Source organism: Serratia sp. KH_031, assembly GCF_057839655.1.
Map to the genome: position 1 here is coordinate 2,133,708 of NZ_CM174496.1, position 26,439 is coordinate 2,160,146.

The 26,439-nt window shown below is 46.5% G+C and carries 27 protein-coding genes; 16 read left to right on the forward strand and 11 right to left on the reverse strand.

Annotated elements, in window-relative coordinates; translation table 11 throughout:
• Positions 1-280 precede the first annotated feature (280 nt).
• The 3 genes from AC3ISQ_RS09550 (at position 281) to AC3ISQ_RS09560 (ending at position 8,002) form a co-directional block, all read left to right on the forward strand.
• A complete protein-coding gene (locus tag AC3ISQ_RS09550; protein WP_489352647.1) occupies positions 281-3,520 on the forward strand; it encodes an ATP-binding protein in 3,240 nt (1,079 codons plus the stop codon).
• 230 nt (positions 3,521-3,750) lie between these two features.
• On the forward strand, positions 3,751-7,257 hold the full coding sequence (locus AC3ISQ_RS09555; RefSeq protein WP_489352649.1) for an ATP-binding protein: 3,507 nt from the start codon (positions 3,751-3,753) through the stop codon (positions 7,255-7,257).
• 118 nt (positions 7,258-7,375) lie between these two features.
• Positions 7,376-8,002: a LuxR C-terminal-related transcriptional regulator gene (locus AC3ISQ_RS09560; protein ID WP_489352651.1), complete on the forward strand. Its 627-nt coding sequence runs from the start codon at positions 7,376-7,378 to the stop codon at positions 8,000-8,002.
• A 114-nt stretch (positions 8,003-8,116) separates the two neighbouring features.
• Here AC3ISQ_RS09560 and mnmA read toward each other — a convergent pair whose 3' ends face one another.
• A complete protein-coding gene (mnmA, locus tag AC3ISQ_RS09565) occupies positions 8,117-9,232 on the reverse strand; it encodes a tRNA 2-thiouridine(34) synthase MnmA (protein ID WP_489352653.1) in 1,116 nt (371 codons plus the stop codon).
• 257 nt (positions 9,233-9,489) lie between these two features.
• Here mnmA and AC3ISQ_RS09570 point away from each other — a divergent pair, with 257 nt between their 5' ends.
• Complete coding sequence (locus AC3ISQ_RS09570; protein ID WP_489352655.1) at positions 9,490-10,761, forward strand: nucleoside deaminase; 1,272 nt, start codon at positions 9,490-9,492, stop codon at positions 10,759-10,761.
• Between the two features lie 46 nt (positions 10,762-10,807).
• Here AC3ISQ_RS09570 and AC3ISQ_RS09575 read toward each other — a convergent pair whose 3' ends face one another.
• Genes AC3ISQ_RS09575 through rluE form a run of 3 tightly spaced genes read right to left on the reverse strand, consistent with a single transcriptional unit; the run spans position 10,808 to position 12,243 of the window.
• Complete coding sequence (locus tag AC3ISQ_RS09575; RefSeq protein ID WP_489352657.1) at positions 10,808-11,254, reverse strand: NUDIX hydrolase; 447 nt, start codon at positions 11,252-11,254, stop codon at positions 10,808-10,810.
• A 9-nt stretch (positions 11,255-11,263) separates the two neighbouring features.
• Positions 11,264-11,596: a lysozyme inhibitor LprI family protein gene (locus AC3ISQ_RS09580; protein WP_489352659.1), complete on the reverse strand. Its 333-nt coding sequence runs from the start codon at positions 11,594-11,596 to the stop codon at positions 11,264-11,266.
• A 20-nt stretch (positions 11,597-11,616) separates the two neighbouring features.
• Complete coding sequence (gene rluE / locus AC3ISQ_RS09585; RefSeq protein ID WP_489352660.1) at positions 11,617-12,243, reverse strand: 23S rRNA pseudouridine(2457) synthase RluE; 627 nt, start codon at positions 12,241-12,243, stop codon at positions 11,617-11,619.
• A gap of 131 nt (positions 12,244-12,374) precedes the next feature.
• On the opposite strand from rluE, the gene icd reads away from it, so the two are divergent.
• Positions 12,375-13,628, forward strand: a complete 1,254-nt coding sequence (gene icd, locus AC3ISQ_RS09590) for an NADP-dependent isocitrate dehydrogenase (RefSeq protein WP_489352662.1) — start codon at positions 12,375-12,377, stop codon at positions 13,626-13,628.
• 862 nt (positions 13,629-14,490) lie between these two features.
• On the opposite strand, the gene AC3ISQ_RS09595 is transcribed toward icd, so the two are convergent.
• Genes AC3ISQ_RS09595 through AC3ISQ_RS09605 form a run of 3 tightly spaced genes read right to left on the reverse strand, consistent with a single transcriptional unit; the run spans position 14,491 to position 17,214 of the window.
• The gene (locus AC3ISQ_RS09595; RefSeq protein ID WP_489352664.1) at positions 14,491-15,942 is read right to left on the reverse strand and encodes a glucosyltransferase domain-containing protein; all 1,452 of its coding nucleotides are present in this window, start codon (positions 15,940-15,942) and stop codon (positions 14,491-14,493) included.
• A 1-nt stretch (position 15,943) separates the two neighbouring features.
• The gene (locus tag AC3ISQ_RS09600; protein ID WP_489352666.1) at positions 15,944-16,855 is read right to left on the reverse strand and encodes a glycosyltransferase family 2 protein; all 912 of its coding nucleotides are present in this window, start codon (positions 16,853-16,855) and stop codon (positions 15,944-15,946) included.
• Positions 16,856-16,857: 2 nt separating this feature from the next.
• Positions 16,858-17,214 carry a GtrA family protein gene (locus AC3ISQ_RS09605; RefSeq protein WP_489352668.1) on the reverse strand — a complete coding sequence of 119 codons (357 nt, stop codon included), beginning with the start codon at positions 17,212-17,214 and terminating at the stop codon, positions 16,858-16,860.
• A gap of 326 nt (positions 17,215-17,540) precedes the next feature.
• On the opposite strand from AC3ISQ_RS09605, the gene AC3ISQ_RS09610 reads away from it, so the two are divergent.
• The gene (locus AC3ISQ_RS09610) at positions 17,541-18,857 is read left to right on the forward strand and encodes an MFS family transporter (protein WP_489352669.1); all 1,317 of its coding nucleotides are present in this window, start codon (positions 17,541-17,543) and stop codon (positions 18,855-18,857) included.
• Between the two features lie 130 nt (positions 18,858-18,987).
• On the opposite strand, the gene AC3ISQ_RS09615 is transcribed toward AC3ISQ_RS09610, so the two are convergent.
• On the reverse strand, positions 18,988-19,200 hold the full coding sequence (locus AC3ISQ_RS09615) for a YccJ family protein (protein ID WP_489353203.1): 213 nt from the start codon (positions 19,198-19,200) through the stop codon (positions 18,988-18,990).
• A gap of 144 nt (positions 19,201-19,344) precedes the next feature.
• Here AC3ISQ_RS09615 and AC3ISQ_RS09620 point away from each other — a divergent pair, with 144 nt between their 5' ends.
• Entirely contained in the window at positions 19,345-19,584 is a 240-nt protein-coding gene (locus AC3ISQ_RS09620; RefSeq protein ID WP_489352671.1) for a DUF2766 family protein, read from the forward strand.
• Positions 19,585-19,628: 44 nt separating this feature from the next.
• Here AC3ISQ_RS09620 and AC3ISQ_RS09625 read toward each other — a convergent pair whose 3' ends face one another.
• Positions 19,629-19,862 carry a YobH family protein gene (locus AC3ISQ_RS09625; RefSeq protein ID WP_489353205.1) on the reverse strand — a complete coding sequence of 78 codons (234 nt, stop codon included), beginning with the start codon at positions 19,860-19,862 and terminating at the stop codon, positions 19,629-19,631.
• 202 nt (positions 19,863-20,064) lie between these two features.
• On the opposite strand from AC3ISQ_RS09625, the gene mgrB reads away from it, so the two are divergent.
• From mgrB to AC3ISQ_RS09655, 6 genes are all read left to right on the forward strand, one after another.
• Positions 20,065-20,181 (forward strand): PhoP/PhoQ regulatory lipoprotein MgrB, encoded by a 117-nt coding sequence (mgrB, locus tag AC3ISQ_RS09630; RefSeq protein WP_489353207.1) that lies wholly within the window; start codon positions 20,065-20,067, stop codon positions 20,179-20,181.
• A 61-nt stretch (positions 20,182-20,242) separates the two neighbouring features.
• Entirely contained in the window at positions 20,243-20,506 is a 264-nt protein-coding gene (locus tag AC3ISQ_RS09635) for a YebO family protein (RefSeq protein ID WP_489352673.1), read from the forward strand.
• 165 nt (positions 20,507-20,671) lie between these two features.
• Positions 20,672-20,986: a phage protein NinX family protein gene (locus AC3ISQ_RS09640; protein WP_489352675.1), complete on the forward strand. Its 315-nt coding sequence runs from the start codon at positions 20,672-20,674 to the stop codon at positions 20,984-20,986.
• A gap of 66 nt (positions 20,987-21,052) precedes the next feature.
• The gene (locus tag AC3ISQ_RS09645) at positions 21,053-21,265 is read left to right on the forward strand and encodes a DUF4060 family protein (RefSeq protein WP_489352677.1); all 213 of its coding nucleotides are present in this window, start codon (positions 21,053-21,055) and stop codon (positions 21,263-21,265) included.
• Positions 21,246-21,365, forward strand: a complete 120-nt coding sequence (locus AC3ISQ_RS09650) for a DUF4060 family protein (protein WP_489352678.1) — start codon at positions 21,246-21,248, stop codon at positions 21,363-21,365. The genes AC3ISQ_RS09645 and AC3ISQ_RS09650 overlap by 20 nt, the downstream gene beginning before the upstream one ends.
• 173 nt (positions 21,366-21,538) lie before the next feature.
• Positions 21,539-22,918: an amino acid permease gene (locus AC3ISQ_RS09655; protein ID WP_489352680.1), complete on the forward strand. Its 1,380-nt coding sequence runs from the start codon at positions 21,539-21,541 to the stop codon at positions 22,916-22,918.
• 38 nt (positions 22,919-22,956) lie between these two features.
• On the opposite strand, the gene AC3ISQ_RS09660 is transcribed toward AC3ISQ_RS09655, so the two are convergent.
• The gene (locus AC3ISQ_RS09660) at positions 22,957-23,247 is read right to left on the reverse strand and encodes a hypothetical protein (RefSeq protein ID WP_489352681.1); all 291 of its coding nucleotides are present in this window, start codon (positions 23,245-23,247) and stop codon (positions 22,957-22,959) included.
• Positions 23,248-23,457: 210 nt separating this feature from the next.
• Between AC3ISQ_RS09660 and AC3ISQ_RS09665 the strand changes: the two genes are divergently transcribed.
• The 3 genes from AC3ISQ_RS09665 to cspE all read left to right on the forward strand — a co-directional run bounded on the left by AC3ISQ_RS09665 (position 23,458) and on the right by cspE (position 25,615).
• Entirely contained in the window at positions 23,458-24,456 is a 999-nt protein-coding gene (locus AC3ISQ_RS09665) for an MBL fold metallo-hydrolase (RefSeq protein WP_489352683.1), read from the forward strand.
• 791 nt (positions 24,457-25,247) lie between these two features.
• Positions 25,248-25,364: a DUF2627 domain-containing protein gene (locus AC3ISQ_RS09670; protein WP_002211058.1), complete on the forward strand. Its 117-nt coding sequence runs from the start codon at positions 25,248-25,250 to the stop codon at positions 25,362-25,364.
• Positions 25,365-25,405: 41 nt separating this feature from the next.
• Positions 25,406-25,615 carry a transcription antiterminator/RNA stability regulator CspE gene (gene cspE / locus AC3ISQ_RS09675; protein ID WP_140472021.1) on the forward strand — a complete coding sequence of 70 codons (210 nt, stop codon included), beginning with the start codon at positions 25,406-25,408 and terminating at the stop codon, positions 25,613-25,615.
• Between the two features lie 56 nt (positions 25,616-25,671).
• Here the strand turns inward: cspE and AC3ISQ_RS09680 are convergent, their stop codons facing one another.
• Positions 25,672-26,385 carry a purine nucleoside phosphorylase YfiH/LACC1 family protein gene (locus tag AC3ISQ_RS09680; RefSeq protein ID WP_489352685.1) on the reverse strand — a complete coding sequence of 238 codons (714 nt, stop codon included), beginning with the start codon at positions 26,383-26,385 and terminating at the stop codon, positions 25,672-25,674.
• Between the last annotated feature and the right edge of the window lie 54 nt (positions 26,386-26,439).

Sequence of the window (26,439 nt, forward strand, 5' to 3'; positions counted from 1 at the left end):
CGTAGTTACAGCCTGAAAGAGGGAGATCCCACTCCAGCGTGCCGAAAGTGTCTCAGCCAACAGGAAAAATCCCATCAGAGACATTTCTCAAAAAGGGTACGGAAGGGGGAATTAAGAAGAGCAGGTGAGAACGGTATTTTTAACCGCTATCTGGGTAAGACGGGAGGGGCGAAATTTTTTATTTCAAGCCGGTGTTTACCCAACAAGACGCTGATATTTCTGCTAATCTCGAAAGATTAACATTTCATGGTTGAAGGGTATCAATTTGTCCGGGTTTGCAGTGTTTCGTCCTCTGATGGGGCTCATCCTGTTGTGCATGTCGCTTAGCCTACATGCCGAAGCCATTTCATTAAAATTGGTGACCCGAACCGTGCCGTCTGCACCGGAATTACAGGCCACGCCAGAAATGTTGAACTGGTTCCAACGCCATCCACAACTGCGTGTGGGCACTTGGTTGCCGGTGCATCCACCTTATACGGTGAATAACGAACCCCTTAATTTTGAAGGGCTTTCAGCGGACTATTTGGCGCTGTTGCAACGCGTATTACCCACCAGTTTTATTGTTCTAAGATATCCCGACGAGCAACAGGCTATCGCTGCACTGTATTCCGGTGAGATAGACGTGCTACCGGGGTATCGAGAGAACACGACGCCTGATGCTCGCTTGTTGTTATCTCTGCCTTATCAGCCGGATCGTGCGGTGTTGGTATACCAACCCAGCATCTCGCTCAATCTCAACAACGGATTGGCAGGGATGTCTCTGTATTACGTTGGTGACAGTGCTCTACGTGCCCAATTGCAGGTCGCTTATCCTGCGGCAACGTTGGTTGCCGCTCAGGATTATTACGCCGGGATGGCGGCTGTTGCCCATGGTGAAAATGCAGTGATGTGGAGCAACGATGTTACCGCGCGGGATATTAATCGTCGTAATTATAATAACCAGCTTACTTTGATGGTGAGTGAGGTGAATCGTAACCAGAGCGTGACTTTTGCGACGCTGAAGCAAAATACGCCACTGATCGCTGCGATAGACGCCATTTTGACGCGTCTGTCGGTGCACAAGCAGACCCAGATCGCCTCGGCGTGGCATCTGGATTATGACGTGGGTATGAACGACGCCGCATTAGCTCTCGATGCCCAGCAACGCCAGTGGATTGACACTCATCCAACGCTAAAAGTGTTGGTCGTGAATTCGCATATCCCTTTGACCTATGTTGATCAGCAAGGGAAAGAAAGTGGGTTTACTGTGGCATTGTTGGAGAGAATCGCTCGTCGTACTGGTTTGAAATTGAGTTGGAGCCAGTTTGAAAATTTGACGCAGATGTACCGTCAGCTAAAACAGGAACCGAATGCATTGATTGCGGTGGCGGATGCCTCCATACCCTCATCGTCAAGTATTGCTTTCAGTCGTCCCTATTTGGTTTCCGGCTGGGTACTGGTGACGCGGAGTAACTATCCACAAGTCAGTTCATTGGCGGATATGTCTGGGAAGAAAGTGGCGATTTATACTGGGAGTTATTACCTGCCAGAGTTACGTGAACGCTATCCACAGGTTGAATTTGAGGAGCATGATTTCTCGCTGGAGACCGCGTTCTCTCTGTGGAGCCACCATCTTGCTGGCGCTATTGTGCCGCAAAGTGGGGCGGACTATTTTAAAAAAACCTACCTTGCCAGTCAGTTTAAGATTGCGGCGTTTTTGCCCTTACCACCGTTACGAATTGCTATGGCAACCAGTGCGGATAATCAGATATTGCTCTCAATCATCAATAAAGCCCTGCTGGATATTCCGCCACAAACCATCGATACACAGCTGAGTGGTTGGCAAATGCGCCACGCGTTGGAACGTTTTGATCTCTGGGGACGCTACAGTAATGCGTTGATCAGTGCAGCCATTATTACGGTGGTGGTCGTGGGCGGCATCTTTTGGCGAAATCGTTTCCTGAAACGTAACGTAGCGGAGTTGGAGCGCTTACAAATTGCATTGCAGGAGGCAAAACAATTAGCGGAAAAAGCCAGCGAGTCAAAAAGTACCTTCCTGTCGCAAATGAGCCATGAAATTCGTACGCCGATGAATGCCCTGACGGGGTTATTGGAGCTGGAATATCTTGGCAAATCGTCCCCCGCGCAGCGGGAAAATAATATCGCTGTCGCTTATGAATCATCGAAATCACTGATGATGTTGGTCGGTGATATTTTGGATATGGCAAAGATAGAGTCCGGTACGATGACCGTCCGTCGGGTGGCGGTTTCATTGCCCGAAACCTTGAACAGTATTACGACACTATTCCGTTCAGTTGCAGAAGATAAACAGGTTGAACTCACCACTTCGCTGGAGGTCAATCAGGCAACGATCCAGTTTGATCCGATTATGCTCAGGCAAATCATGTCCAACCTGTTAAGTAACGCGATTAAGTTCTCCTCAGCAGGTGGACAAGTTGAAGTGGCCTTGTACCAAGGACAGCAAGAGCACCAAGGACAGCAAGAGCAGGGGGATTCCACGGGCTTGGTGGAGTATGCGCTGGAAGTGTGTGACTCCGGTCCAGGTTTAACGGATGAACAGCAACGTGCAATCTTTGAGCCGTTTGTTCAAGTAGAGAGTGGTTCAGAGCATAAGGGGACGGGGTTGGGGCTCAGTATCTGTCGACAATTGGCGGAATTACTGGGGGGAACGCTGACGGTTGAAAGTGAGCCCGATGAAGGGGCCACTTTTATTTTCCGTTTTAGTGCGCCAGCCGCGACGGTGGTTGAGAGTCCGCAGGTTGTTGATGTATCTGAGACGATGATTGAACGTAAAAGAATTCTGGTTGTGGACGATCACGCGCCGAATCGATTGTTGCTGAGCCAGCAATTAGAATCGGCGGGGCATTATTGTGTGGCGGTGGAAAGTGGCTCGCAGGCACTTAGTGTGTGGCATGCAGCGGTTCCGGCTTTCGATATGGTGATTACCGACTGCAATATGCCCGGAATGAGTGGTTTTGAACTGACTAAACGGTTTAGGGAGCAGGAGCGTGCATTGGGTGTGTCGGCTATGCCGATATTTGGCCTCACTGCGATGGCGGAAGAAGCGATCGCCCGTAAAGCGAAACAGTCCGGCATGAACGACTGTCTGTTTAAACCGGTGGATCTCAACCGGTTGCTGGCACGTATTGCCGATAGTGAGGAGCCAAGTGTCATCCTCCCCGAACGGCGTGTGATCCTCAGTCTTGAGAAATTGGCGAACTTCCAACCCGGTGCATTTCACGATCTGCTGCTCACTGTGATAGAGCAGAACCAGCAGGATATTTCGGCATTGCAACAGGCTATCGAGCTTAAGGATTTCACTGCGATCCGTAACGCGGCACATAACATCTTAAACAGTGCTCGAATGATTGATGCCGATGAACTGGCGCAAGCCAGTCGGCAGTTGGAAATTGCCAGCGAAGAGCAGGATATGACGACGGTATTACACCTTGCCGAACGATGCGTACAAGATGTTGCCGATTTGGACTCGAAATTGAAATTACATCTATCGACAGAATAAGACTCAAAACTGTTATTGGTGTCTTAAGCAGGATAAGACCTTTCTCAAATACCCGCCATTTTCCTCCGATTGAAGGGAAATGGCTTGATGCAGAATTTTCCACACGTTAAGAATGTCCCCCTTTTTCATTCTCGGCGGATATTTTTTCAGTGAGGCATTTCTGTTTTTGTTTTATTACCAGCTTGATGTTGATTCTCTTCTCACGGGAAGGGTTTGCATTACCCTCACCGATGAAAATTTTGCCACGCACCCAGATCGCGATCCCTGAGACAACATTCAGCGAAGAGAGTGTAAACTGGCTGAATAATAATGAAAAAATCAAAGTTGCCATTTGGGGGGAGTCGCATCCACCCATTTTTATGGGTTATGATCGTGAGGTTTATGAAGGTATTGGTGCCGATTACGCCAATATATTGGCGCATGCAATAAATAAAGAGGTTGAGGTTTATCACTTCCCTACGTTACTCGAAGCGAAAGAGAAACTTCGTAATAACGAAATTGATATTTTGGCCTTCTATACGCCTTCAATTAATCAAGATCACGACTTTTTAGTCAGCAAACCTTTTTTACTCGATCATGCAGTGGTATTGCATAAAAATAATATCATTGGTGATCAGCTTAAATCATTAAAATATAATGAGCTGGCTTTTATTGGTGATAAGAATTTGCAACGACAATTGCAAGAAAATTATCCTGGTGCTCAATTAAAACCCTTTCATTATTACAGTGAGGCCATGGCGTCGTTGGCCTATGGTGCGACGGATGCATTTTGGTTGAATGCCTCAACGGCGGCGTTTTTGATTAGCCAAGGGGTTGAGACTCAAGCAAAAGTGGAGTTAAGCGATCTGGCTGCGAACGCCAATGTCTCTTTTGCTGTTAGTCATAATAATCCTGTCTTGTTCGATATTATTGAAACGGTCATGACCTCGTTACCGCTCACCAGCCGTGTCCGAATTATCAATAATTGGGGGCTGGATAGCAGTTATGTGATGAAACATAATCCGTTGGTGCTGACACGTGAAGAACTGACCTGGATCAGTCAACATAATGAAATACCTATCTACTTTCCCCGTTATTTACCTCCGCTCAGCTTTCAGGATGATGACGGCACGATTAATGGCTATGGACTGACGTTGCTGCGCATGATCTCCGAGCGCACGGGAATAAAATTCAATCCAAAAGTCATGACTGACCAGATGAGAAAAAAAGGAGGCCACGGAATGGTCGCGGCGTTGATCCGCAACGAGGGCCAAGCTGACTCTCTCCTCAGTTCGCGTAGCTTTACTTTGTCGCCTTGGGTATTAGTCACCAGTAATCATATCGATGATGCGACCTCATTAGATAAACTGGCCGGGAAAAAAGTCGCTATTCCTCGTGACAGTGGCATAGCGCCATTGCTCAGAGCACGCTATCCCTTCATTCAGTTTATCGAAACCAGTAATGTTCCGCAGGCATTTTCACAAGTCACCAGCCGCTATGCGGATGCGGCGATCAGCACTCAACTCGTTGCAGATTACCTAATCAGTAAACAGTTTTATCGCCAGTTAGTGATCATCGATTCCGTTAACTTAGCGCCGGCTCAATTTGCGATAGGGGTCAGTTCAGACCAAAAAATATTGCTCAGTATTCTGAATAAAGCGTTAGTTGATATGTCGCCGCAATCGTTACAGCGCGATCTCTCGCTATGGCAAAACTATAAGGCTCCGTCCAAAGTGACGGTTTGGGATCGTTACAGTCGCTATTTGATCAATATCGCTATTCTCTCATTGATCGTGCTGCTGTGGATTGCCTTGCGTAACCGCTTTTTGAAAAAAATGTTGCTCAATCGCACCCGTTATGAACAACAGTTGGAAGATCAGTTACGCTTTATCCGCACCCTCATTGACGATTCACCGGTCGCGTTGTATGTCCGTGACAAACAGGCACGGATGCTGCAATGCAACAATACTTATCTGCAGTTTCTAGAGGTTAAACAGGAGGATGTCGCTGGTAAAACGTTGGCAGAATCCAGAATTCTTTCGCCAGAAACTATTGCTGTGTTTAAACAACTCTATGATCAAACTATTAATAGTGGCGAGCCGAGTGTTTCGCGGCAGGAGATTATTACTGAGCAAGGGAAGCGTGCGTTGGTCTACCACTGGACGCTGCCCTACCATGATCACCGAGGCGTGATTAATGGCTTGATCGGCGGTTTTTTTGATATTACCGAGCGTGAGAATTTGATGACGGAGCTGCAAAAGGCTAAGCAAGCAGCGGATAACGCCAGCCGTTCGAAGAGTATATTTTTAGCGCAAATGAGTCATGAAATTCGTACGCCATTGAATGCGCTGATCGGGTTGTTGGAGTTGGAGCATCGCAAAAAATCATTACCGGAAAAGCGTGATGAAAATATTGCTGTAGCTTGGCAAGCATCGCAATCGTTGCTATCGCTGGTCGGCAATATTTTGGATATGGCGAAAATCGAGTCGGGCACCCATTCCGTGAAAAAAGCGCCGGTATCACTGACGGATTCGGTGGCGTCGTTGATTACTCTGTTTACTCATGCGGCGAGTGAAAAAAATATCGTGCTGACCTGCTCTTGTTCAGTGAAAAGGCCCGATGTGTTGTTTGATCAAACCATGTTCAATCAAATAGTCTCTAATTTGCTCAGTAACGCGATTAAATTCACCGATCAGGGAGAGGTGAGGGTGACGCTGGTAGAAACTGAAAATCAGTATGTACTTACCGTACGCGATACAGGGCTTGGCATGACCGAAGCTCAGATGCTGGGGATTTTCGAACCTTTTGTACAGGTCGATGAAGCGCAGCGCAATACCCAAGGCACCGGTTTGGGCTTAAGTATCTGCAGGCAGCTGGCGGTCATGTTAGGGGGGGAGTTACATGTTGAGAGTCAGTTGGGCCAAGGCTCCGCCTTCATCTTCCATTTTAGTGCGGAGCCTTGCCAGCCGAAGGGCCAATGGGCGTTCGAAAATGAATTACCGCAGTTGAAAACGGCAAAATCGATTTTGATTGCTGACGACCATGCGCCAAACCGTCTGTTGTTGAGCCAGCAGCTTGCCAGTATCGGCCATCAGGTGGTGGCCGTTGCCGATGGCTGTCAGGCTTTAATTCGCTGGGAAATGGCGGAAAAGCCGTTTGATGTGGTGATCACCGATTGCAATATGCCGGGTATGAGTGGTTTTGAGCTGGTTTCGCAGTTGCGACAAAAAGAGCAGCAGCGCGGTTTGAAGCGCCGCCCGATGTTTGGCTTAACTGCAATGGCGGAGAATGAGGTACGTGCCCGAGGGATCGCAGCGGGTATGACCGAATGTCTGTTCAAACCGATTCAATTGGATGTTTTGTTGTCACGGCTTGAACAGAGCGAGACACCTGTGTCGGTGGTGCAAGACGTTACAGAGACAACGGAAGTGAGAAAATTGCAAAAGCTCACTTATAACAATCCGCAAGCGTTTGGCGAAATGGTCGAGTCTTTACTGGAAAGTAATCAACAAGATATTTGCGCACTTCAGACAGCGATTGACGCTAACGATAACAAACAGATTAGGGAACACGCGCATCGTCTATTAGGCAGCGCACGGTTAGTTGACGCCTATCGCTTAGCTGATATTTGTCGAAAAATCGAATTGGCAGTAGCGGATGGTGATAGTAGTAAAATGTCAGCATTTTTTGAAACCTGTCGTGCGGAAGTTGACAGACTAGAGGAAATTTTCACTGCGCAATATCACACGGTAGCATGAAATCATCACATAAAAGGAATTTAAAGAAATGTCTCGAAGGGAAATAGATTGACCTTACTTCATACTCCCTGTCAGCGAGATAAATGACCTCTGGTAAATGTAAAAAAGCGAGTCAAAAATGGATAAAAAGCTGGTACTAATAGATAGCCATCCTCTGGTGCATTGTGGGTTGGAATTACTCTGCAATGAGCATGGATATCAACTGATTAAGGGGCATGGCGAGCAGGAGGATCGCTATTCGATTATCCTGCGTAATGAACCCGAGTTCATTATTATTGATATCTATCAACCTTCAGTGCAAGGGGCTGAATTTCTTCAAGTCGCTGATACATTGGGTATCAAGCATAAAATCATTGTTTTTACTGAACACGATAATGCACATTATCAAAAAGAGTGCCTGTCATCCGGAATTCACGCCTATATCCCTAAATATCTCGAATCCAGTGAAATTATTCGTGCGATGGAAATGCTAAGACGAGGGGAGAAATACTATCCTGCCCTGGGCAGAGCACGACGAAGCAAACAAATTACCGACTTTGATAGCTTCATTAAAAGCAGCCTAACGCGTCGTGAACAGTTGGTACTAAAAAAACTTTCCGCGGGTTATTCCAATAAAGAAATTTCAGATGAACTGCATTTAAGCACTAAAACCATCAGTACCTATAAAAATAATCTGTTAGAAAAACTCGGTGCTGACAGCCTGATTCATGCGGTTGATATTGCCAGATTGCATGCATTGCCTTAGCTCGATAGATTTGAGAGCGATTTCCCCGCGACACATCTACATGATCGAAATAGGATTGCCACTCGTTATGGTAGCAATCCTCTATGTTCTCTTGTTATTACGTATTAACCACGGTTATTCCGCATTAACCAACGGGATGCGTTGCTCAATAATCCCGCCGCCGAGACAAATCTCACCTTGATAAAACACCGCTGATTGACCAGGCGTCACCGCTGCGACCGGTTCGTCAAAACGGACCTCGATACGCTCTGCGTCGATTGGCGTGACCGTACAGGCCAAATCCTCCTGACGATAACGCGTTTTTACGGTACAGCGCATCGGTGCGACCAACGGCTCACGGTCAACCCAATGTAATTGTTGAGCAATTAGCCCGACAGACATCAGGCGTGGGTGGTCGTGACCTTGTGCGACGATCAGGATGTTGTTGACGACGTCTTTATCCACCACGTACCAAGGATCGTCATTGCTGTCTTTCATACCGCCAATACCTAAACCTTTACGCTGACCGAGGGTGTGATACATCAACCCTTGGTGCTCGCCGACAGTCTGACCATCAACGGTGATGATCGCACCCGGCTGTGCTGGTAAATAACGGCCGAGGAAATCGCGGAATTTACGCTCACCAATAAAACAGATGCCAGTGGAATCTTTTTTCTTCGCGGTCACCAGTTCTAACTGTTCGGCAATGCGACGCACTTCTGGTTTTTCCAATTCGCCCACGGGGAACAGACTTTGCGCGACCTGCTCGTGGCCTAAGGTATACAAGAAATAGCTCTGATCTTTATTGCCATCTACCCCGCGCAGCAGACGGCTTTTTCCGTCCACATCCTGACGACGCACGTAGTGGCCGGTAGCGATATAATCGGCACCCAGATCTTCGGCGGCGAATTCGAGGAAGGCTTTGAATTTGATTTCTTTATTACACAGAATATCCGGGTTTGGTGTGCGACCGGCTTTGTATTCTGCTAAAAACAGCTCGAAGACGTTATCCCAATATTCTGCGGCGAAGTTGACCGTGTGCAGCTCGATACCGAGTTTGTCGCATACCGCTTGCGCATCGGCTAAGTCGGTCGCTGCGGAGCAATACTCTTCGTCATCGTCTTCTTCCCAGTTCTTCATAAACAGCCCAGCGACCTGATAGCCCTGTTGCTGTAACAGATAGGCAGTAACGGAAGAGTCGACGCCGCCGGACATACCGACGATCACTTTTTTCTGGCTGTTGTCTGACATGGGGATCTCGAGATTTGATAGATAAATTTTGGCGTAACAATATAGCACAAAGCCCGTGCAGGCACACCTGGGATGTGATGTGGCGCACGGATTGATCGGTTTTGAAAATAGTGAGGTATTATTTCATCAAATTAATAGCATGAGTAATCTTGGTATTTATTAGGAAACCATTAATCATAAAATGCGTTTTTTTTAATTCAAACAAACCTTTATCATTGTTAGGGTCATTCGGCTATTAACAATAAAAAGGAATAACAATGAGCAATTGTAAATGTCATACTCATCAAACCATGCTGACCGCTAATTATACTTCAATAGAGAACGCGGTGTCCGCTGTGGCGGAAAAAGCATTAGAAGCCTATTGCCAAGGCACATTTAGCGTCGGTGGCATGATGTTGGATGCGAGCGGTAATTTACTCAATGCTATGCATAATAACGTTGTGATGGATAATAAAACCAATGATCCTACCGCACATGGTGAGCGTCAGTTAATTGATTGGTATTATGATCAAGTGGCACAAGGGGTAGAGATGCCGCCACCTAATGAAATTACTATTGTCACTTCATTGGATCCTTGCTGCATGTGTTCAGGTTCTATTTTAACCAGCGGCTTTAATGTTATTTCTGCGGCATTTGATGAGTTCTCTGGAATTAATTATGATACCAACGCAGATTTTCCTTCATTAGATCCTGCATTGCAACCGATAGCTCAGGCGACTTTTAGTTATCCTGAAGTTGACGGTAATACCTGTTTTTTCCGGCCAGCAACGTCGGCACCCGTACCGTCATTTTTTACTCAGCGCTCAATCCAACAGAACACTCAAGCACTGTGCCTGTCGATTTTTAACGCTACGCTGACGCAAGTGCAAGATAAAGTGAATAGTGATCTACCACCGGATGAGTTAATCGACCCACAACAATTATCCGCTGATGATCCCATTATTGTAAAACTGAAAAGTATTTATCCGCAGGCATTGGACTATGTCGCTCCGGCAAGAGGAGCCCCTGACGTAGGATTGGCACCTTATTTAATTGACGCAGCCAATATCGATTATGTTCAGGGTGGGGATGGCAATGCCGTGGCATTGTTAGATTATTTCGGTAATTTATTGCTTTGTTTACCCGGTAATCAAGCGGCATCGGTGATCCAAACAGCATTTATGTTAACTACTCGCAGCTATGCGCAATTACGTTATGAACTGCGAGAAGATCCTGAGGTCGGGGAAACTGTCTTAACCTATTTAGGACATCCAAAATACGGCACTTTTGTGTTTGCCCGCGGATCTGACACCTCATCAAATAGCCTGATTGATTTGGGCGCTTACGGTTCGACAATGGAGGAAACATTACCCGAAGAGAACCCAAATTCATTGCAATATGTGGTAGCGACGATTGATCCGACGACACTGGCAGAATATTGCCAGGGGCTTCCGCCGTTATATAGCGAATCGATTGGCGTGAATCCGACTCAAGTATTGGATCAAGAATTGATCGATGCTGTAACTGCCGGATTGCCGGGCAATAACTAACTGGAGATTATTTTGGCGCACTTCAGCTGCGCCAAAATAACCGAGCTCAGATGTCAGTGGGATAAAACGCCACTAACGACAACGGGTAACGTTCCGCTTGCTGGTAACAACGAATACTTTCTGCGACCAACGGTGAGCGTAAGTTTGGCGCGTTTAGGATTTCATCTGCACTTAACCACAGACAGCAGTCAATATCACTGTCATGAGGCTCGGTCGGCAATTCGCTTTCTAATTCAATCACAAAGCAAAAACGTAAAAACGGTGTGCTGTCTGGAGCCTGCCATTGATGCATTCTGAGGAAGGATTGCGGAGTCGCACGAATCCCGGTCTCTTCCCACAATTCACGTTCAGCAGCTTGCAGCAGCGTTTCGTTTGCCTCCAAATGCCCGGCGGGTTGATTCCATAGTGCTTTGCCGTTGATTGTTTCTTCTACGATCAGAAATTTGCCAGCAGTATGGACGACACAAGCGACGGTAACGTGCGGTTTAAACATACTAATCCCTTACAGCGGTTTTTTGATGTTCTGATAAATAACATCCAGTTCAGAGATACGTTGGTTATAACTTTTCACTAGGCAGGTGGTGTTACTGCCGCACTGTTTGCGCTGTTTTAACCAATTTTGTTGCCTATCTTGCATGTCACCACGTACGCCCATGGCGAATAAACCACGCAGGAACTGGTATTTGGTGGTCATTTCCACATCTTTATCACTCAACGATCGGCTGGCACAAATGGCTTTTTCATCTGCGGCGCTGGCCTTTTGACAGTTGAAACTGGCGGCTTGTACTTGGCTGACTGTCAGCACTGTTAACATCAGTGTAATGAGTACTTTCATCTTATTGGCCTCCTGGCCGGTTACAATGAATCAACGATTTTCCATTCACCGGGCTGCAAATTTCCCAATGAGAGCTCGCCCATACTGTAGCGAATTAAGCGTAAGGTCGGGAAGCCAATATGCGCTGTCATGCGGCGAACTTGACGATTACGGCCTTCATACAAGGTGATTTTTAGCCAACAGGTTGGGATTGATTTACGTTCGCGAATCGGCGGATTCCGTGACCATAACCATGTCGGCTCATCAACCAACTCGACGTCAGCCGGCAGGGTTGGCCCATCTTTTAGCGTCACGCCCGTGCGCAGAGCGGAGAGATCGACTTCCTGTGGCTCACCCTCCACCTGAACGTAATACACTTTGCCCGTCCGTTTTCCTGGCTGAGTCAGTTGTGCCTGTAATTTGCCGTCGTTGGTCAGTACCAATAATCCTTCGCTGTCGCGATCCAGACGCCCAGCGGCGTAAACATCGTTGAACGGAATGAACTCTTTCAGCGTGGTACGACCGGCCTCATCGGTGAATTGTGGTAACACATCGAATGGTTTGTTGAATAACACGATTCGGCACGGCCCCGTTGGGCGCGAAGCTTTGGTGGTACTTGGCTTGCTGAATCGTTTAACTCGGTGATTTTTAACAGGGAATTTATTCATAGTAGTTGAGATTATGAAAGATAGGCGCATTATAACCGAATCCGTTTTGGATTGGCGCGGATTGAATATTCAAGTAGTATTGACACGCATCTTACAAAGCATTAACAAAAATTGCGCTGAAGGAGAGGTTGATGGAAAGCAAAGTAGTTGTTCCGGCAAAAGGTCAAAAGATTACAGTTGATGCCAAGGGTAAACTGAATGTTCCGCATAACCCGATCATCCCGTTCATTGAAGGTGATGGTATTGGCGTTGACGTAACGCCTGCCATGATTCATGTGGTTGATGCTGCAGTAGAAAAAGCCTACCGCGGCGAGCGTAAAATCTCTTGGATGGAAATCTACACTGGCGAAAAATCCACTGAAGTCTACGGGAAAGACGTGTGGTTGCCGGAAGAAACTCTGGATCTGATCCGCGATTATCGTGTGGCTATCAAAGGTCCTCTGACTACCCCTGTTGGCGGCGGTATTCGTTCTCTGAACGTGGCGCTGCGTCAGCAACTCGATCTGTACGTGTGTCTGCGCCCAGTGCGTTACTATCAGGGCACACCAAGCCCGGTTAAACAGCCAGAACTGACCGATATGGTGATCTTCCGCGAAAACGCCGAAGACATCTACGCGGGTATTGAATGGAAAGCGGGTTCTGCTGAAGCAGACAAAGTGATCAAATTCCTGCGCGACGAAATGGGCGTGAAGAAAATCCGCTTCCCAGAGCAATGTGGTATTGGTGTGAAGCCATGCTCGGAAGAAGGCACCAAACGTCTGGTTCGTGCAGCGATTGAGTACGCTATCGACAACGACCGTGATTCTGTGACGCTGGTTCACAAAGGCAACATCATGAAGTTCACCGAAGGTGCCTTCAAAGATTGGGGCTACGAACTGGCGCGTGAAGAGTTCAAAGGTGAACTGATCGATGGCGGCCCGTGGCTGAAGATCAAGAACCCGAAAACGGGCAAAGAGATCGTGGTTAAAGACGTGATCGCCGATGCGTTCCTGCAACAGATCCTGCTGCGTCCGGCTGAATACGATGTCATTGCTTGTATGAACCTGAACGGTGACTACATCTCCGATGCCTTGGCTGCACAAGTGGGCGGTATCGGTATCGCTCCGGGCGCTAACATTGGTTCCGATTGCGCACTGTTCGAAGCGACTCACGGTACTGCACCTAAGTACGCCGGTCAGGATAAAGTGAACCCAGGTTCTATCATCCTGTCCGCGGAGATGATGCTTCGTCACATGGGCTGGTTCGAAGCGGCTGACCTAATCGTTAAAGGTATGGAAGGCGCCATCGCTGCCAAGACCGTGACCTATGATTTCGAACGCCTGATGGAAGGCGCTAAGCTGCTGAAATGTTCAGAGTTTGGCGACGCTATCGTTAAACATATGTAATAGTGTTTAGGCGTTAAATAAAAACGGGAACCTGATGGTTCCCGTTTTTTATTATTCAGATTGCAAGTTTTATCAAAATTATCTGGCTATAGTGCCCGGACACATAAGAGCAAGACACCGTTGATTGAGTTTTCAGCTACATCGTACTACGAAAGGTCTCGTTAGATGCGCCAAGTACTATGATAAATACTTCCTGATCAATCATGATATTCACCACGGCACGGCATTGGGTAGGGGCACATCGTCATATTACAGGTTTATGACAGTGTGGTTGTACATCTGCTCTGCACATAGTGTTGATTTAGGTCAATGTGCTGCTCGTTATAATTGTATAACTTACATTTTTACTGGTTATTTTATCACCGTTTTGTAACATTACACACAGCTAGTGAGCAGCATAATGTCAGAGACCTCTTTATATCTGACGAACAGTTCAGAGACGTTGTCTTCAAGGAAAGGGATACGCTTAGTTCAACATTTACGGGAAATACGTTTTTCCAATAATGGTCAGTTCGTCATAGCAGCAATCTTGTTCAGTACAGGAATCATTGGAACAATCGCTTTTGTTCTTTACTGCCTGCTACAAGAGGGTTTGCTTATCTATTAGATTTCTAAGTTGAATCCGAAATTGATCACATCACTTTAAAGCCTCGGCACCCGCTGTAATGCTTTTCAGTTAAGATTTTTTAAGGAAGTCGCAACGAGTAACATTACGACTTCTTTAGTAGCATAAAAAATCCGTAACCACATTGCTGAATTACGGATTTTTACACAGTTATTGGATCGTTCAAGTGATCCTTAACTGATCGGTATTAGAAGCAAATGGTTCCCGTTTTTTATCGAGTAATAAGCTAAATATTAGTTATTTTATACTACCAAGGCGAACGATAGCTTCGTCATTATCAATATATAATGAGTAGTCTTTGTTCGATACTACTGGGTTAATACCTTTACTTACAATATCAGCAAGCTTGTTGATATTGTTTTGCTCATCGACATAACCGTGTAACGTTTGTGGAAAACCTTTATCAATAAGTTGGAATGAAGCGATAAATTGGGTTGCAGGACTGAGATAGTCATTTATTAATGGCTTATTCTCAATCAATAACTTGGTTCGTTCATTAATATTAACTTGGCCAATGGTACCGATAGTCTTTAAATTACCATAATTCAGCAGGTCTCTGGCGATCATGTTAAAAACTAAATTCTCATAATCACGCTGGGATTTTAGTGCGCTGCTTAGTTGGGCGCTGAAGGCAAAAGTAGTAATAACAGGGATTAAGGCGATGTATTTCATCTTCGGCGAAGACTCAATCACCATAATAGCAATGATGACTAATAGTACTGAAAATGAGACCAATGACCTAGGGAATACAGGGGCATCTTGTAGTAGTACCGTTGGTCCCATGAGCGACAACACGAAAATGAAAATTGAGACCGTACTCAATAGTATAATAGGGAAGATGGTTTTTTTGTTCTTATAAGCTTTCGGTATCGATAACGTGATGGCTAAAATAAGCGGAACTAAAAAATAAATATACACTGGCCCGTGAAAATAGGACAAGGTTAGGTCATATAAACCTTTTAATGTATCTGAGAGCTTTTGCAAACCTTCCGCATTGGGTTGGATTAATGCTGATCTTGAGTTTCCCTTACTAGAAAAGAACAACATGTAGACCAAATAGAACATAATTAACTCAAGTGCTTTTCGCACGATAAGTTTTGTAGATTGTTGTATTGGTGATGTGTTCTTAAAACTAATGATGATGATATCAATGGCTAGTAAACCAATGAATATATTGGTGCAGGGCTGATACAAGGTTAAAGCAAGAACACCAGTGACTAATTTTACCACAGCACTGATAAACTGATTCTTATGGTGATAGGTATAAGCAAAAACAGAAAGGAAAAATGCCAGTGCCATGCCCAGAGAGTCATATCGGTAGGCGATGTTTTGCAACATGAAAGGATTAAAAATCAATAGAGAAGCAACAAATAGCGGATAACGAGCTTCCATCCTGTCAAAATGTTTTTTGAGCAAGAGTGCTGAGGCACCGATCAATAAACAGGAGGCGAGCATGGTATAAGGGAATAAGTCAAGATTATAATTCCCACTTGCAGAGAGTATTTTCATCAAAATATCTGCAATAGGTCTTCCTAACCCACGCCAGCCATATTGGCCGGTTATGGCTCTATCTAAATCGTCCCGATAAAATATCCCGGCTTGAATAAGTGGGTATATAAAGAGTAAAGCTAATGCAGAGTAAATAATCAGCGTTTTTTTGTCATTCTTACAAATCATGTTAAATTCCATCTTATTTCTTCACTATATAACGTGGTCTATGCTTAGTCTCAATGTAAATCCTACCGATATACTCACCGAGAACACCTATGCCGATGAGCTGAATGCCACCAAGGAATAGAATGGAGACAATGATTGATGGATAGCCAGCCACAGGATTTCCCCAAATAATTTTATCCAAAATCATCCATACGCCATAAAGGAAAGAAATAGTCGCGACGAAAAAGCCAATATATGCCCAAACGCGAAGGGGGAAGGTTGAAAAACTGGTGATTCCCTCGATTGCTAAATTCCAAAGCTTCCAACCATTGAATTTAGTTGTTCCAGCAATACGCTCTGCTCTGGAGTATTCAACTACATCAACTTTACCACCGACCCAGCTTAATATGCCTTTCATGAATAAGTTTCGCTCAGGCAGTAGTTTGATATTTTCTACGACATCTCTAGACATCAGTCTAAAGTCACCCACGTTTTCTTCTATAGCCGGATAGCTTATTTTATTATGAAATTTGTAAAACCATTCCGCAGTTTTGCGCTTTAATCGCCCATCGCTGGAACGATCTGAGCGTTTTGCCAACACCATATCGGCACCCGCGAGCCATTTTTCAATAAGCTGTGGAATGACATCAATAGGGTCTTGTAAATCGACATCAATAGGAATAATAGCATTACCAGTGGCGTGCTCTAACCCTGCAAATAAGGCTGACTCTTTGCCAAAATTACGCGTGAAGTTGACCACATTTACCAATGGATCGGAAACGGAGAGGGCATTAATCATACTCTCAGTCGAGTCATTACTTCCGTCATTAATGAAGATAATTTCTACTTCGTATTTCTTGAGAGGCTCGAAATCGCGGACAGCTTTGTAGAAAAGCAAAATAGTATTTTCTTCATTATATACCGGAACAACCAGCGATATCCTCACAATCACCCCTTGAAAACAATAAACTTAGAGTAAATAAAGCCACATATGAGGCTGATAAAGGAAAATAGCACTAATGTCACTAATGGATTAATACTCATTTTATCTGCAATCCAACCCACGAATGCGGCCATAAACCCCATAAACAAGACATACATGACGTATTTTGGTGTTGTTGCCGCAGATTTAAACGTCCAGCGTGCATTAGCGAAAAAGGAAAAGGTGACGGCAGCACAGAAACCGACGAGATTAGCCGTGCTTTGTGTTGAATTCAGAGTGCTAATCATACAATAAAAAATAACCCAATGAATTGCCGTGTTGATGACACCGACAGAGGTATATTTAGCGAAAATTTTAAGCACTCAGCCCCACCTTTTTCACACATAACTTATTGGTCATCTTTTATAACCCAATACCTATCGATTCGCTAGATCATAACCTAAGACCGTTCTGATGTGTAGCTTACCAAGATTTGGTTATATTAGCGTTGAAGTGTTACTGATTGTGTTTATACCGTTTCAGAATCTTGACGGTTAAAAATCACTCTGCAAGACTCAACAAGCACTACTTTGGATGTGACAGTGGAAGTCTAAGTGCTCCCATTTCTATGGGGTAGTTTTATCAATCTGAAACCTGCAAACAAATACAACAGGGCGATATGCCCAATAAAATAAGAGAGTGGATAATTATGGCAGATACCACAATAGATAATGGAGTGAGTAACATCGCGGATGAATCGTTGGTAAAACAGGACAAACGCCAGCGTATTTTCGCCATTGTAGGTGCATCCTCAGGGAATCTGGTGGAATGGTTCGACTTTTATGTCTACTCATTCTGCTCTATCTACTTTGCGGCATCGTTTTTCCCGCAGGGGAATACCACCACACAATTACTGCAAACAACAGGGATCTTCGCCATCGGTTTCTTTATGCGGCCGATTGGCGGTTGGATGTTTGGGCGTATTGCCGATAGATTAGGGCGTCGTAAATCGATGCTGTTATCGGTGTATATGATGTGCGCCGGATCACTGATGATTGCCTGTTTACCGACATTCGCCAGTATCGGCAATTGGGCACCGGCGCTACTGTTATTAGCGCGAATGTTCCAAGGGTTATCCGTTGGCGGAGAGTACGGCACAACCGCGACCTATATGAGCGAAGTCGCGGTTAAAGGGAAAAAGGGATTCTATTCTTCATTCCAATACGTCACCTTAATTGGCGGCCAGTTATTGGCGCTGTTGGTGCTGGTTGTCTTGCAGCATTTTCTCTCGGTAGCAGAGTTAAAAGCTTGGGGCTGGCGTATTCCTTTTGGTATTGGTGCGGCATTGGCTATCGTCGCGCTGTATCTGCGTCGTTCCATGCATGAAAGTTCTAGCAGTGAAACACGAGGACACAAAGATGCGGGCAGCCTGCGAGGCTTGTGGAAGCATCGAGGGGCATTCCTGATGGTGGTGGGGTTCACGGCAGGCGGTTCGCTGTGTTTTTATACCTTCACCACCTACATGCAAAAATACTTGGTCAACACCGCGGGGCTGGATGCCAAACAGGTTAGCTTTATTATGACGGCGGCGCTGTTCGTATTTATGCTGCTGCAACCCGTAGTGGGTGCGTTGTCGGATAGGATTGGCCGTCGTACGTCGATGCTGATTTTCTCGTCTCTGGCTGCCATCTGCACCATTCCTATTTTATCTTTACTGCAAAACAACCAAGATCCGTATGTGGCCTTTGCCTTGTTGATGCTGGCGCTGGTGATTGTCAGTTTCTATACCTCGATTGGCGGCATTTTGAAGGCGGAGATGTTCCCGCCAGAAGTGCGAGCGTTAGGTGTCGGGTTGTCTTATGCGTTGGGTAACGCGATGTTTGGTGGTACGGCAGAGTTCGTGGCGTTGTCGTTCAAATCCTGGGGTATGGAGAATACCTTCTTCTGGTATGTTTCTGGCATGTGTATCTTTGCGTTCCTAGTGTCGCTGAAATTACGTCGTAAAGAGGATGAACAGCTTCAATGATGCTGGTGATGGGGCAGTGATGCCCCATGACTATTTATTGAGATCAGGCAGAAATAACCCTGTAGAAGGGTTTCAAGTACTTTTAAGCGATCGGTACGAGGGCATGGAACTCCGGCTTTCTGTTCTTAAACTAGACATTTTTCCGTTCGATGGTTTGCTTGCCCCAGTACAGTTGCTTAGCATCAGTTTTAGAGAACGCTAGGGTTAACACTTCATCGTTACATTCATCCCAAATTTTTTGTGCGAGTGTTTCATCGCCTTTAGCCAATTCAAAGATCGCTTCGGCGATTTCAACCGAAGTTTCACGCACGGTTGCAAACGATTTTACGTTGTGGTTTGCCATCATCGTTCTCCTGTATCAGTTTGGATTGGTGTTTGGTCTTGCTTCCAGTATAGGCCAGATGAATGAGTCTTCTTGACGGGGAATGCGCAAATTCAACCTCGCGTGCTATCCTGTGCGCCGTCTGAATCAAGGGGGAAAATAACCGTGTCCAATATACTGAGTAACGATCAGGAACTGGTTTCCGATCTGGTCGCCTGCCAACTGGTGATCAAACAAATTCTGGATGTTATTGATGTGATCGCGCCGACTGAAGTGCGAGATAAAATGGCGAATCAACTGAAAACTATCGATTTCACCACCCATCCAGCCGGTGCTGATCCGGTCACCAAACGGGCCATTGAAAAAGCGATTGCGCTGATCGAGATGAAGTTTAACCGCGATTAGTGAAGAGGTAAGCCACCGTAGCGGCGGTGGCTTCTATCAGAGGATTAGTCTACGACTTTGTCGATTTTTTTGAACAGTGGACAATCAGTCACACCAATCAACCCATTATCACCATTCACATATTGCGCATTCGTGACGTTGCGTGCCGTCAAGTATTGGCACTGTAAGCCTAATCCGCCGACATTCTTATTACTCCCGACCAAAACCCCGTAACCCGAGAACAAAAACGCACCGTAAAGTATCGCCAGCACCACTACCAGTTTGATCAACTTACCCATCATGACTCCTTACTATTCACATTGTTACAATCTAGCCACGAGCCGCGTACAGATGCAACGGTAACAATCTGAAAGTGTGCCCATAACAATAACCTAAACAGTAGTTAAATTTCGTTTAAGTTGGCTGTGCTAACATTTACGACAGATTATTCAGCAAATAATAAGGCTGCTAATTTTGTCGCGAAAAAAATTTATCGTACTTATAGCGATACTGGTCGTCTTTCTGTGCCTGAATCTGTTGGCGCTAGATAGCTATTGTGACGATGGGGGTAGATTCGTGCTTGGGGTCTGTGAAGTGACCCGTGTTATTCCTTGGTGACAAAAAGTGGTCAGCCGCCGTAATATAGTAGTTCGGCTTAATGTAGTAGATAGGGTAGTTCATGTTTGATTTTGGTTTTGGCACATCCGGCTTGGTTTCGTTGCTTGTGGCCATGTTGGTATTGGTTGTCGGGTTGTGGGCATGGTTTCTGGTCAACCGTGCCAGCGTGCGAGCCAATGAACAGATCCGCTTGCTGCAAGAGATTGCTGAGCAGCAGCGTCAACAGACGGCATTATTGAAAAGTCTGGCGCAACAAAATGCGGGCTCAGTGGATGATGAAGTCAACCCATCGCTGGACTTCAAAAACTTTATCCCAGAGCGTTAAGCCTCCTACTTGGTGAGAAGGTTCAGGACACGTCGGTTATCTCAGTTTCAGTTTTAACCGGATTGCCTTCTCACCATTCCCCTCAAGAACCTCATCGCTTGTCATAAATCTGTCTTATCAGCGTTGTAATGTAGCGCCGAACTGAGTGATAGATGGATAAAACTGATGATTAAATGGTACGAAGAAAGCGACGCCGAAGTTAACCGCAGCATTGCGCTGATCACCGGAGAGAATCCAGATAAATGGTATCCTTATGGCGGTGTGAAAGGTAAGAATTACTGCAATAATCCCTCCGATGCTTGGCCCATTATCTGTGCTAACAAAATCAGCCTGAATGTCGATAACCAAAGTGAACAACCCCAATGGCAGGCGCAAATGATCACCTCAAACGGCGTATGGTTGGCGGATAGCGGTAGCCCGCTGCGCGCGGCAATGATTTGCTTTTTGATGAGCCAACAGCCTGCGGAAGTGCTGCGTTAGAACTATTCTATTTCATGCGTGTTTCCCTATTTTTGGCAATGGAATTGTCGTTGGTGGAGCGAGTTTATGAAGCGCATTATTAAAGGTGATACCCATTTGTCCCATCTGGTGGTTGCCCATGCGGCGATCGACCATCATGCCAAAAGTTTTGGTCAGCGGCGTCAAGGCTGGCCTTCTACCTACCTCATCGAATACAAAAATGACCGCGTGGCGGTAGAAGTCATCACCCGTCGTCACTCTTACGTGGCGACCTTGATGATTGGCGCGCGTCAAAAATGACCGCGTGGCGGTAGAAGTCATCACCCGTCGTCACTCTTACGTGGCGACCTTGATGATTGGCGCGCGTAATCTGACCAAGTTATGCGGAATGCCCAATTGAACGCGCTGCACTTCTGAGCTTTTCTGTCGAAAAATAGCACCTCGGCGCGATTTCGCGAGGTGCTAATCCTTGATGCCCGAGGGGTTAAGTGTTAAAAAGCCGCCCGCAGAGTCATTTATTGAGGGGTGAAATCTTGCGCACCAGCGACGAGGTATTCATTCAATGAGGATAAGATGGGCGGTCAGCAACAGGATACCCCGCTAAAACGCGGCTTACAAAACAGACACATACAACTTATTGCCTTGGGTGGCGCCATCGGGACAGGTTTATTCCTCGGGATCGCGCAGACCATCAAAATGGCTGGGCCATCAGTCCTGTTGGGCTACGCCATCGGCGGTTTTATTGCTTTTTTGATCATGCGTCAATTAGGCGAAATGGTGGTCGAAGAGCCGGTCGCCGGCTCGTTCAGCCATTTTGCCTATAAATATTGGGGTGATTTTGCTGGCTTCCTATCCGGTTGGAATTACTGGGCGATGTTCATCTTGGTGGGCATGGCCGAATTGACAGCCGTTGGGATCTACATCCAATACTGGTGGCCGGAGATCCCGACCTGGGCTTCGGCGGCGGTGTTCTTCGTCCTGATTAACTTGATCAATTTAGTGAACGTGCGCTTGTATGGGGAAACCGAATTCTGGTTCGCCATCATCAAAGTCGCGGCGATCGTCGGTATGATTGGTTTCGGCGCTTACCTGCTGGCTAGCGGCAGCGGTGGTCCAGAAGCCAGCATTACTAACTTGTGGCAGCAGGGCGGCTTTATGCCAAACGGCTTCGAAGGGTTAGTGATGGCGATGGCGGTGATCATGTTCTCGTTCGGTGGGTTAGAAATGGTGGGGATTACCGCCGCCGAAGCCGCCGATCCACGTCGCAGCATTCCAAAAGCCACTAATCAGGTGGTGTACCGTATTTTGATTTTTTATATCGGTTCTCTGACGGTGCTGCTGTCGCTTTACCCGTGGGGCAAAGTGGTCGAAGGCGGCAGTCCGTTTGTCATGATTTTCCATGCGCTGAATAGCAATCTGGTGGCTACGATCCTCAACGTGGTGGTGCTAACGGCGGCGCTGTCGGTCTATAACAGCGGCGTGTATTGCAACAGCCGGATGTTATTCGGTTTGGCAACGCAGGGTAATGCGCCGAAGGTGTTGACCAAAGTGAATAAACGCGGTGTGCCGGTGCTGTCGATCGCACTTTCAGCATTGGCGACCTCTATGGGCGTATTGATCAACTATGTGATGCCGGGGAAAGCCTTCGAGCTATTGATGGCGCTGGTGGTCTCCACCTTGGTGATTAACTGGGTGATGATTTGTTTGGCGCATCTGAAGTTCCGTGCGGCTAAAAATCGGCAGGGTGTGATCCCGAGTTTCAAGGCATTGTGGTATCCGTATGGTAACTACCTGTGCCTGGTATTCCTCAGTTTGATTCTGGTGATTATGTATTTCACGCCGGGGATTCGTATTTCGGTGCTGTTGATGCCAGTGTGGATTTTGTTGTTGTGGGTGGGCTTTAGGTTGACGCGGCGTAAAGGCGAAACCGCCAAGGCGCAGCGAGTAAGATAAGATTTGACGGAGGCGTGTGATGCGCCTCCGTTTTGCTTTTAGGTGCGGGGCATAAAGGCATTATTGGGGTAGCTGCGGCCTAATCCGAGTAATTTACGACAGACACGGAATAGAGTACTGAACACATCAATCAATACGACGCTGGTCACTAACAGTGTCAGTATCAAAAAGCTGACCATCGCACCGGTCAGTAACACCAATGGCGTCGGTACACGGACGCGGCGCAGCTTCATCATCATACTCATGCGCCAATATTGCATCTGTGCCTTCAACGCACTACGAATACGGCCAACACGGACGCGCGATTTGCGTGATGTCGAACGGCTCATAACTTCTCCTTTCCTGAATGTTCCTGGTAAGTAAAACACACACTTCTTAAGAGATGCTTAACGGGCTCTTATTGGCCTTGGCAACCTCGTCGGCAATCAGACAGCAGAATGCCAGGAAAGGTCAGTCAATAACGCACTGTTCGGTCTATTTTGTGATAGTTATCCTGTTATATTTAATCAATGTTGTGATGTTGTTAGAGTGAGTTTGGGATGAAGATAACCAATCGTTATTACGATGCCAGTAAAGCGCACCACACCCCGCATGGATTTCGTAATCTGGAATCTTCTTCGCGGCATGAAGGGGATTTGAAGCGTTGGCAGGAAGAACGTAAGCAACAAGGATTACCGAAACCACCGCAGCAGGGGTATCAGCATTTTATCCAACGTTGGTGGCAGCCAGCCGATCTGAGCGGGACTCAGGATTCGGTATGGTGGCTGGGGCACGCTGCGATGCTGTTACGTCTTAGTGGACGCTATGTGTTAATCGATCCTGCCTTGTCATCACGCGCCTCACCGCTGAGCTTCTATGGCCCAGAACGTAAAACCCCGCCACCATTGACGGTACAACAGCTACCCGCTGTCGATGTGGTGCTGATTTCCCACAACCATTATGATCATCTCGATCGGCGAACGGTTCGTCAACTCGCTAACCGCTTCCCGCAGGCGACTTTTATTGTGCCGCTCGGTTTGAAGCGCTGGTTCCGGCGTTATGCTCGCTTGCGGGTAGAAGAGTTGGATTGGTGGGACAGCATCACGTTGGGGGACATGACCTTCCATGCCACGCCTGCTCGTCATTGGAGTATGCGTACCTTGTGGGATCGTAATCGTTCGCTGTGGTGTGGCTGGGTGATTCATCATCCGGCGATGCGTTTTTACTTCTCCGGTGACAGTGGCTACTCCGAACGTTTGGTGGATATTGATGCCCGGCTTGGGCCGTTCGATGTTGCGGCGTTGCCGATCGGCGCCTATGCACCACGTTGGTTTATGCAGGAGCAACATATGGACCCGCAACAGTCGGTAAAACTATACCAACAATTCAATGCACCTAAGGTTATTCCGATTCATTGGGGCGTTTTTGAATTGGCGGATGAATCTTTAGATGAACCGCCACAACAGTTACAGCAAGCACTAATAGTTGCGGGAATTAATCAGCATCAATTTAACCCAATTAAAATTGGTGAGCGGGTCGATATAAAAATTAACCCTTAATGAGTAAGGTAAAGGGTGGGGCTTGCTCTGAGGTTTGTAACCTACAGAGTAGGTGGTTTTTTTACGAGCTAATACAAAAAATCGACTATCAATCAGTGGGTTGGTGGAGTGTGATGTGCTGATAAGAAAAATAAGGCTGAGCCAGGGCTCGGCAGGCCGCAGAGAGTCAATATTTATTTATTCATCGATTAACGGTGACTATTTCAGCTATTTCATTCAATTTTTATTGCGACTATAGATAATAATTATATTTGTAATTCACTGTATTGGTAATATAACCGATTATTATTATACATTGATGATGTGTTAATTGCTTTTTTGCATGATTATGCACAATGCGATAGCAAATTGCACCAGTAAATGGCGTTGGTGAATCGATCGGTAAAAGAGTGATAAGAGCGCAGGAGCGCTCTCTTTCTGCCGCTAATGAGGGCAACAATGGTCGGATCAGACAACCCGTTCATCGATATTCAGAACATGCATATCTCATTCCATAAAGATTCAAAAAAATTTAACGTTCTAAGCGGTTCAATGGGCTTATATGCCATTTGGGATAGAGTCAATGGAGATGAAAGTTTTGTTAAAACGCAGGCAAAATGCGGAGTAGAACCGGGTTTCTTTACAAAGCAGAAAATAGACAAGGCTTCAACAAGTTTTGTTCTATTTAAGCTATTATTGCGGTCGACCGTTTCAAATATGTGCGACAGGTCGATCAGTGATTAAAAATGGCTTGCCATCGAATACAGAGTATGTGATAACGCATCTGGGTAAAACGAGGTACAGTTCTGTATATGTGTGGCATTTTCAGTAAAGAAGTTCTGAGTAAAGACGTTAGCGTTGAATACCGCTTCTCTGCCGATCCTTATCTTAGTGCCTCAAGCAGTAACGACTCTAGTTTGTCTATGTAACGCCTCCGGGCGGTTTAAACAATCCAAAGGAAATACTCAAGATGGCAAAGATCAAAGGTCAAGTTAAGTGGTTCAACGAGTCTAAAGGTTTCGGTTTCATCACTCCAGCTGACGGCAGCAAAGACGTGTTCGTACACTTCTCTGCAATTCAGGGTAACGGCTTCAAAACCCTGGCTGAAGGCCAGAACGTTGAGTTCGAAATCCAAGACGGCCAGAAAGGCCCATCAGCCGTAAACGTTATGGCTATCTAATCAGCGTCAGCTGTACAAAAAGCCCGCCTTCGCGCGGGCTTTTTCGTGTCTGCCATTCAGCCAGTAATGATAATAGCGGAGTACTGATTACGTCCTTTGATGCCAGGGTGATGGCTATCTCGTGCGCGGCGATGACTGTTACGACGAAAACTGGTGTACTTGAAGTTGAACGGTTGCTGCGGCTCGCTGTTGGGAGTGCAAATGGTGCAACTTCCTGCGTGATCGACCGCCGAAAACCCCAACGCTTTGAGCTTATGTTCTGCGATGGCGGCCAGATCCAAATGGCGATAGCGTGGGCTGATCAGTTCAGCGGGCATCGCTAATGTTTGTTGGAAACGTTCAACCAGTTCTGGGTTAACTTCATAACAACAGGCTCCAGCCGCTGGGCCAATCGACGCCGTCCAGTTGGTGGTGTCATCTTCACGACGGATACGCTCAACCATCTGTTCCAGAATGCCGTCTAATAACCCGCGCCAACCGGCATGCACGGCACCAATCGCTGAGCCGTCGTTACGGCTGAAAATCACGGGTAGGCAATCGGCAGTTAATACGCTGAGTAAAATTCCAGATTGATCGGTATAGAAGCCGTCGGCCTCACCACAGAGTTGGGCGGGGTGATTAACGTCGACAATCCGCGTACCGTGCACCTGTTTTTTCTCTGGCAAAGTATCGCGATACGGTTGCAGATGAACCGGCAACAGGGCACTTTTGCTACCAAAGCCGTGCTGGATGGTTGGGATTGCTTTGAGTAGTGGAGAATAATCGGTCATTGCTGGTCTCTTTGGCCTACAAAAACAGGCTCTAGTGTAGCAGCCTTGCATCAC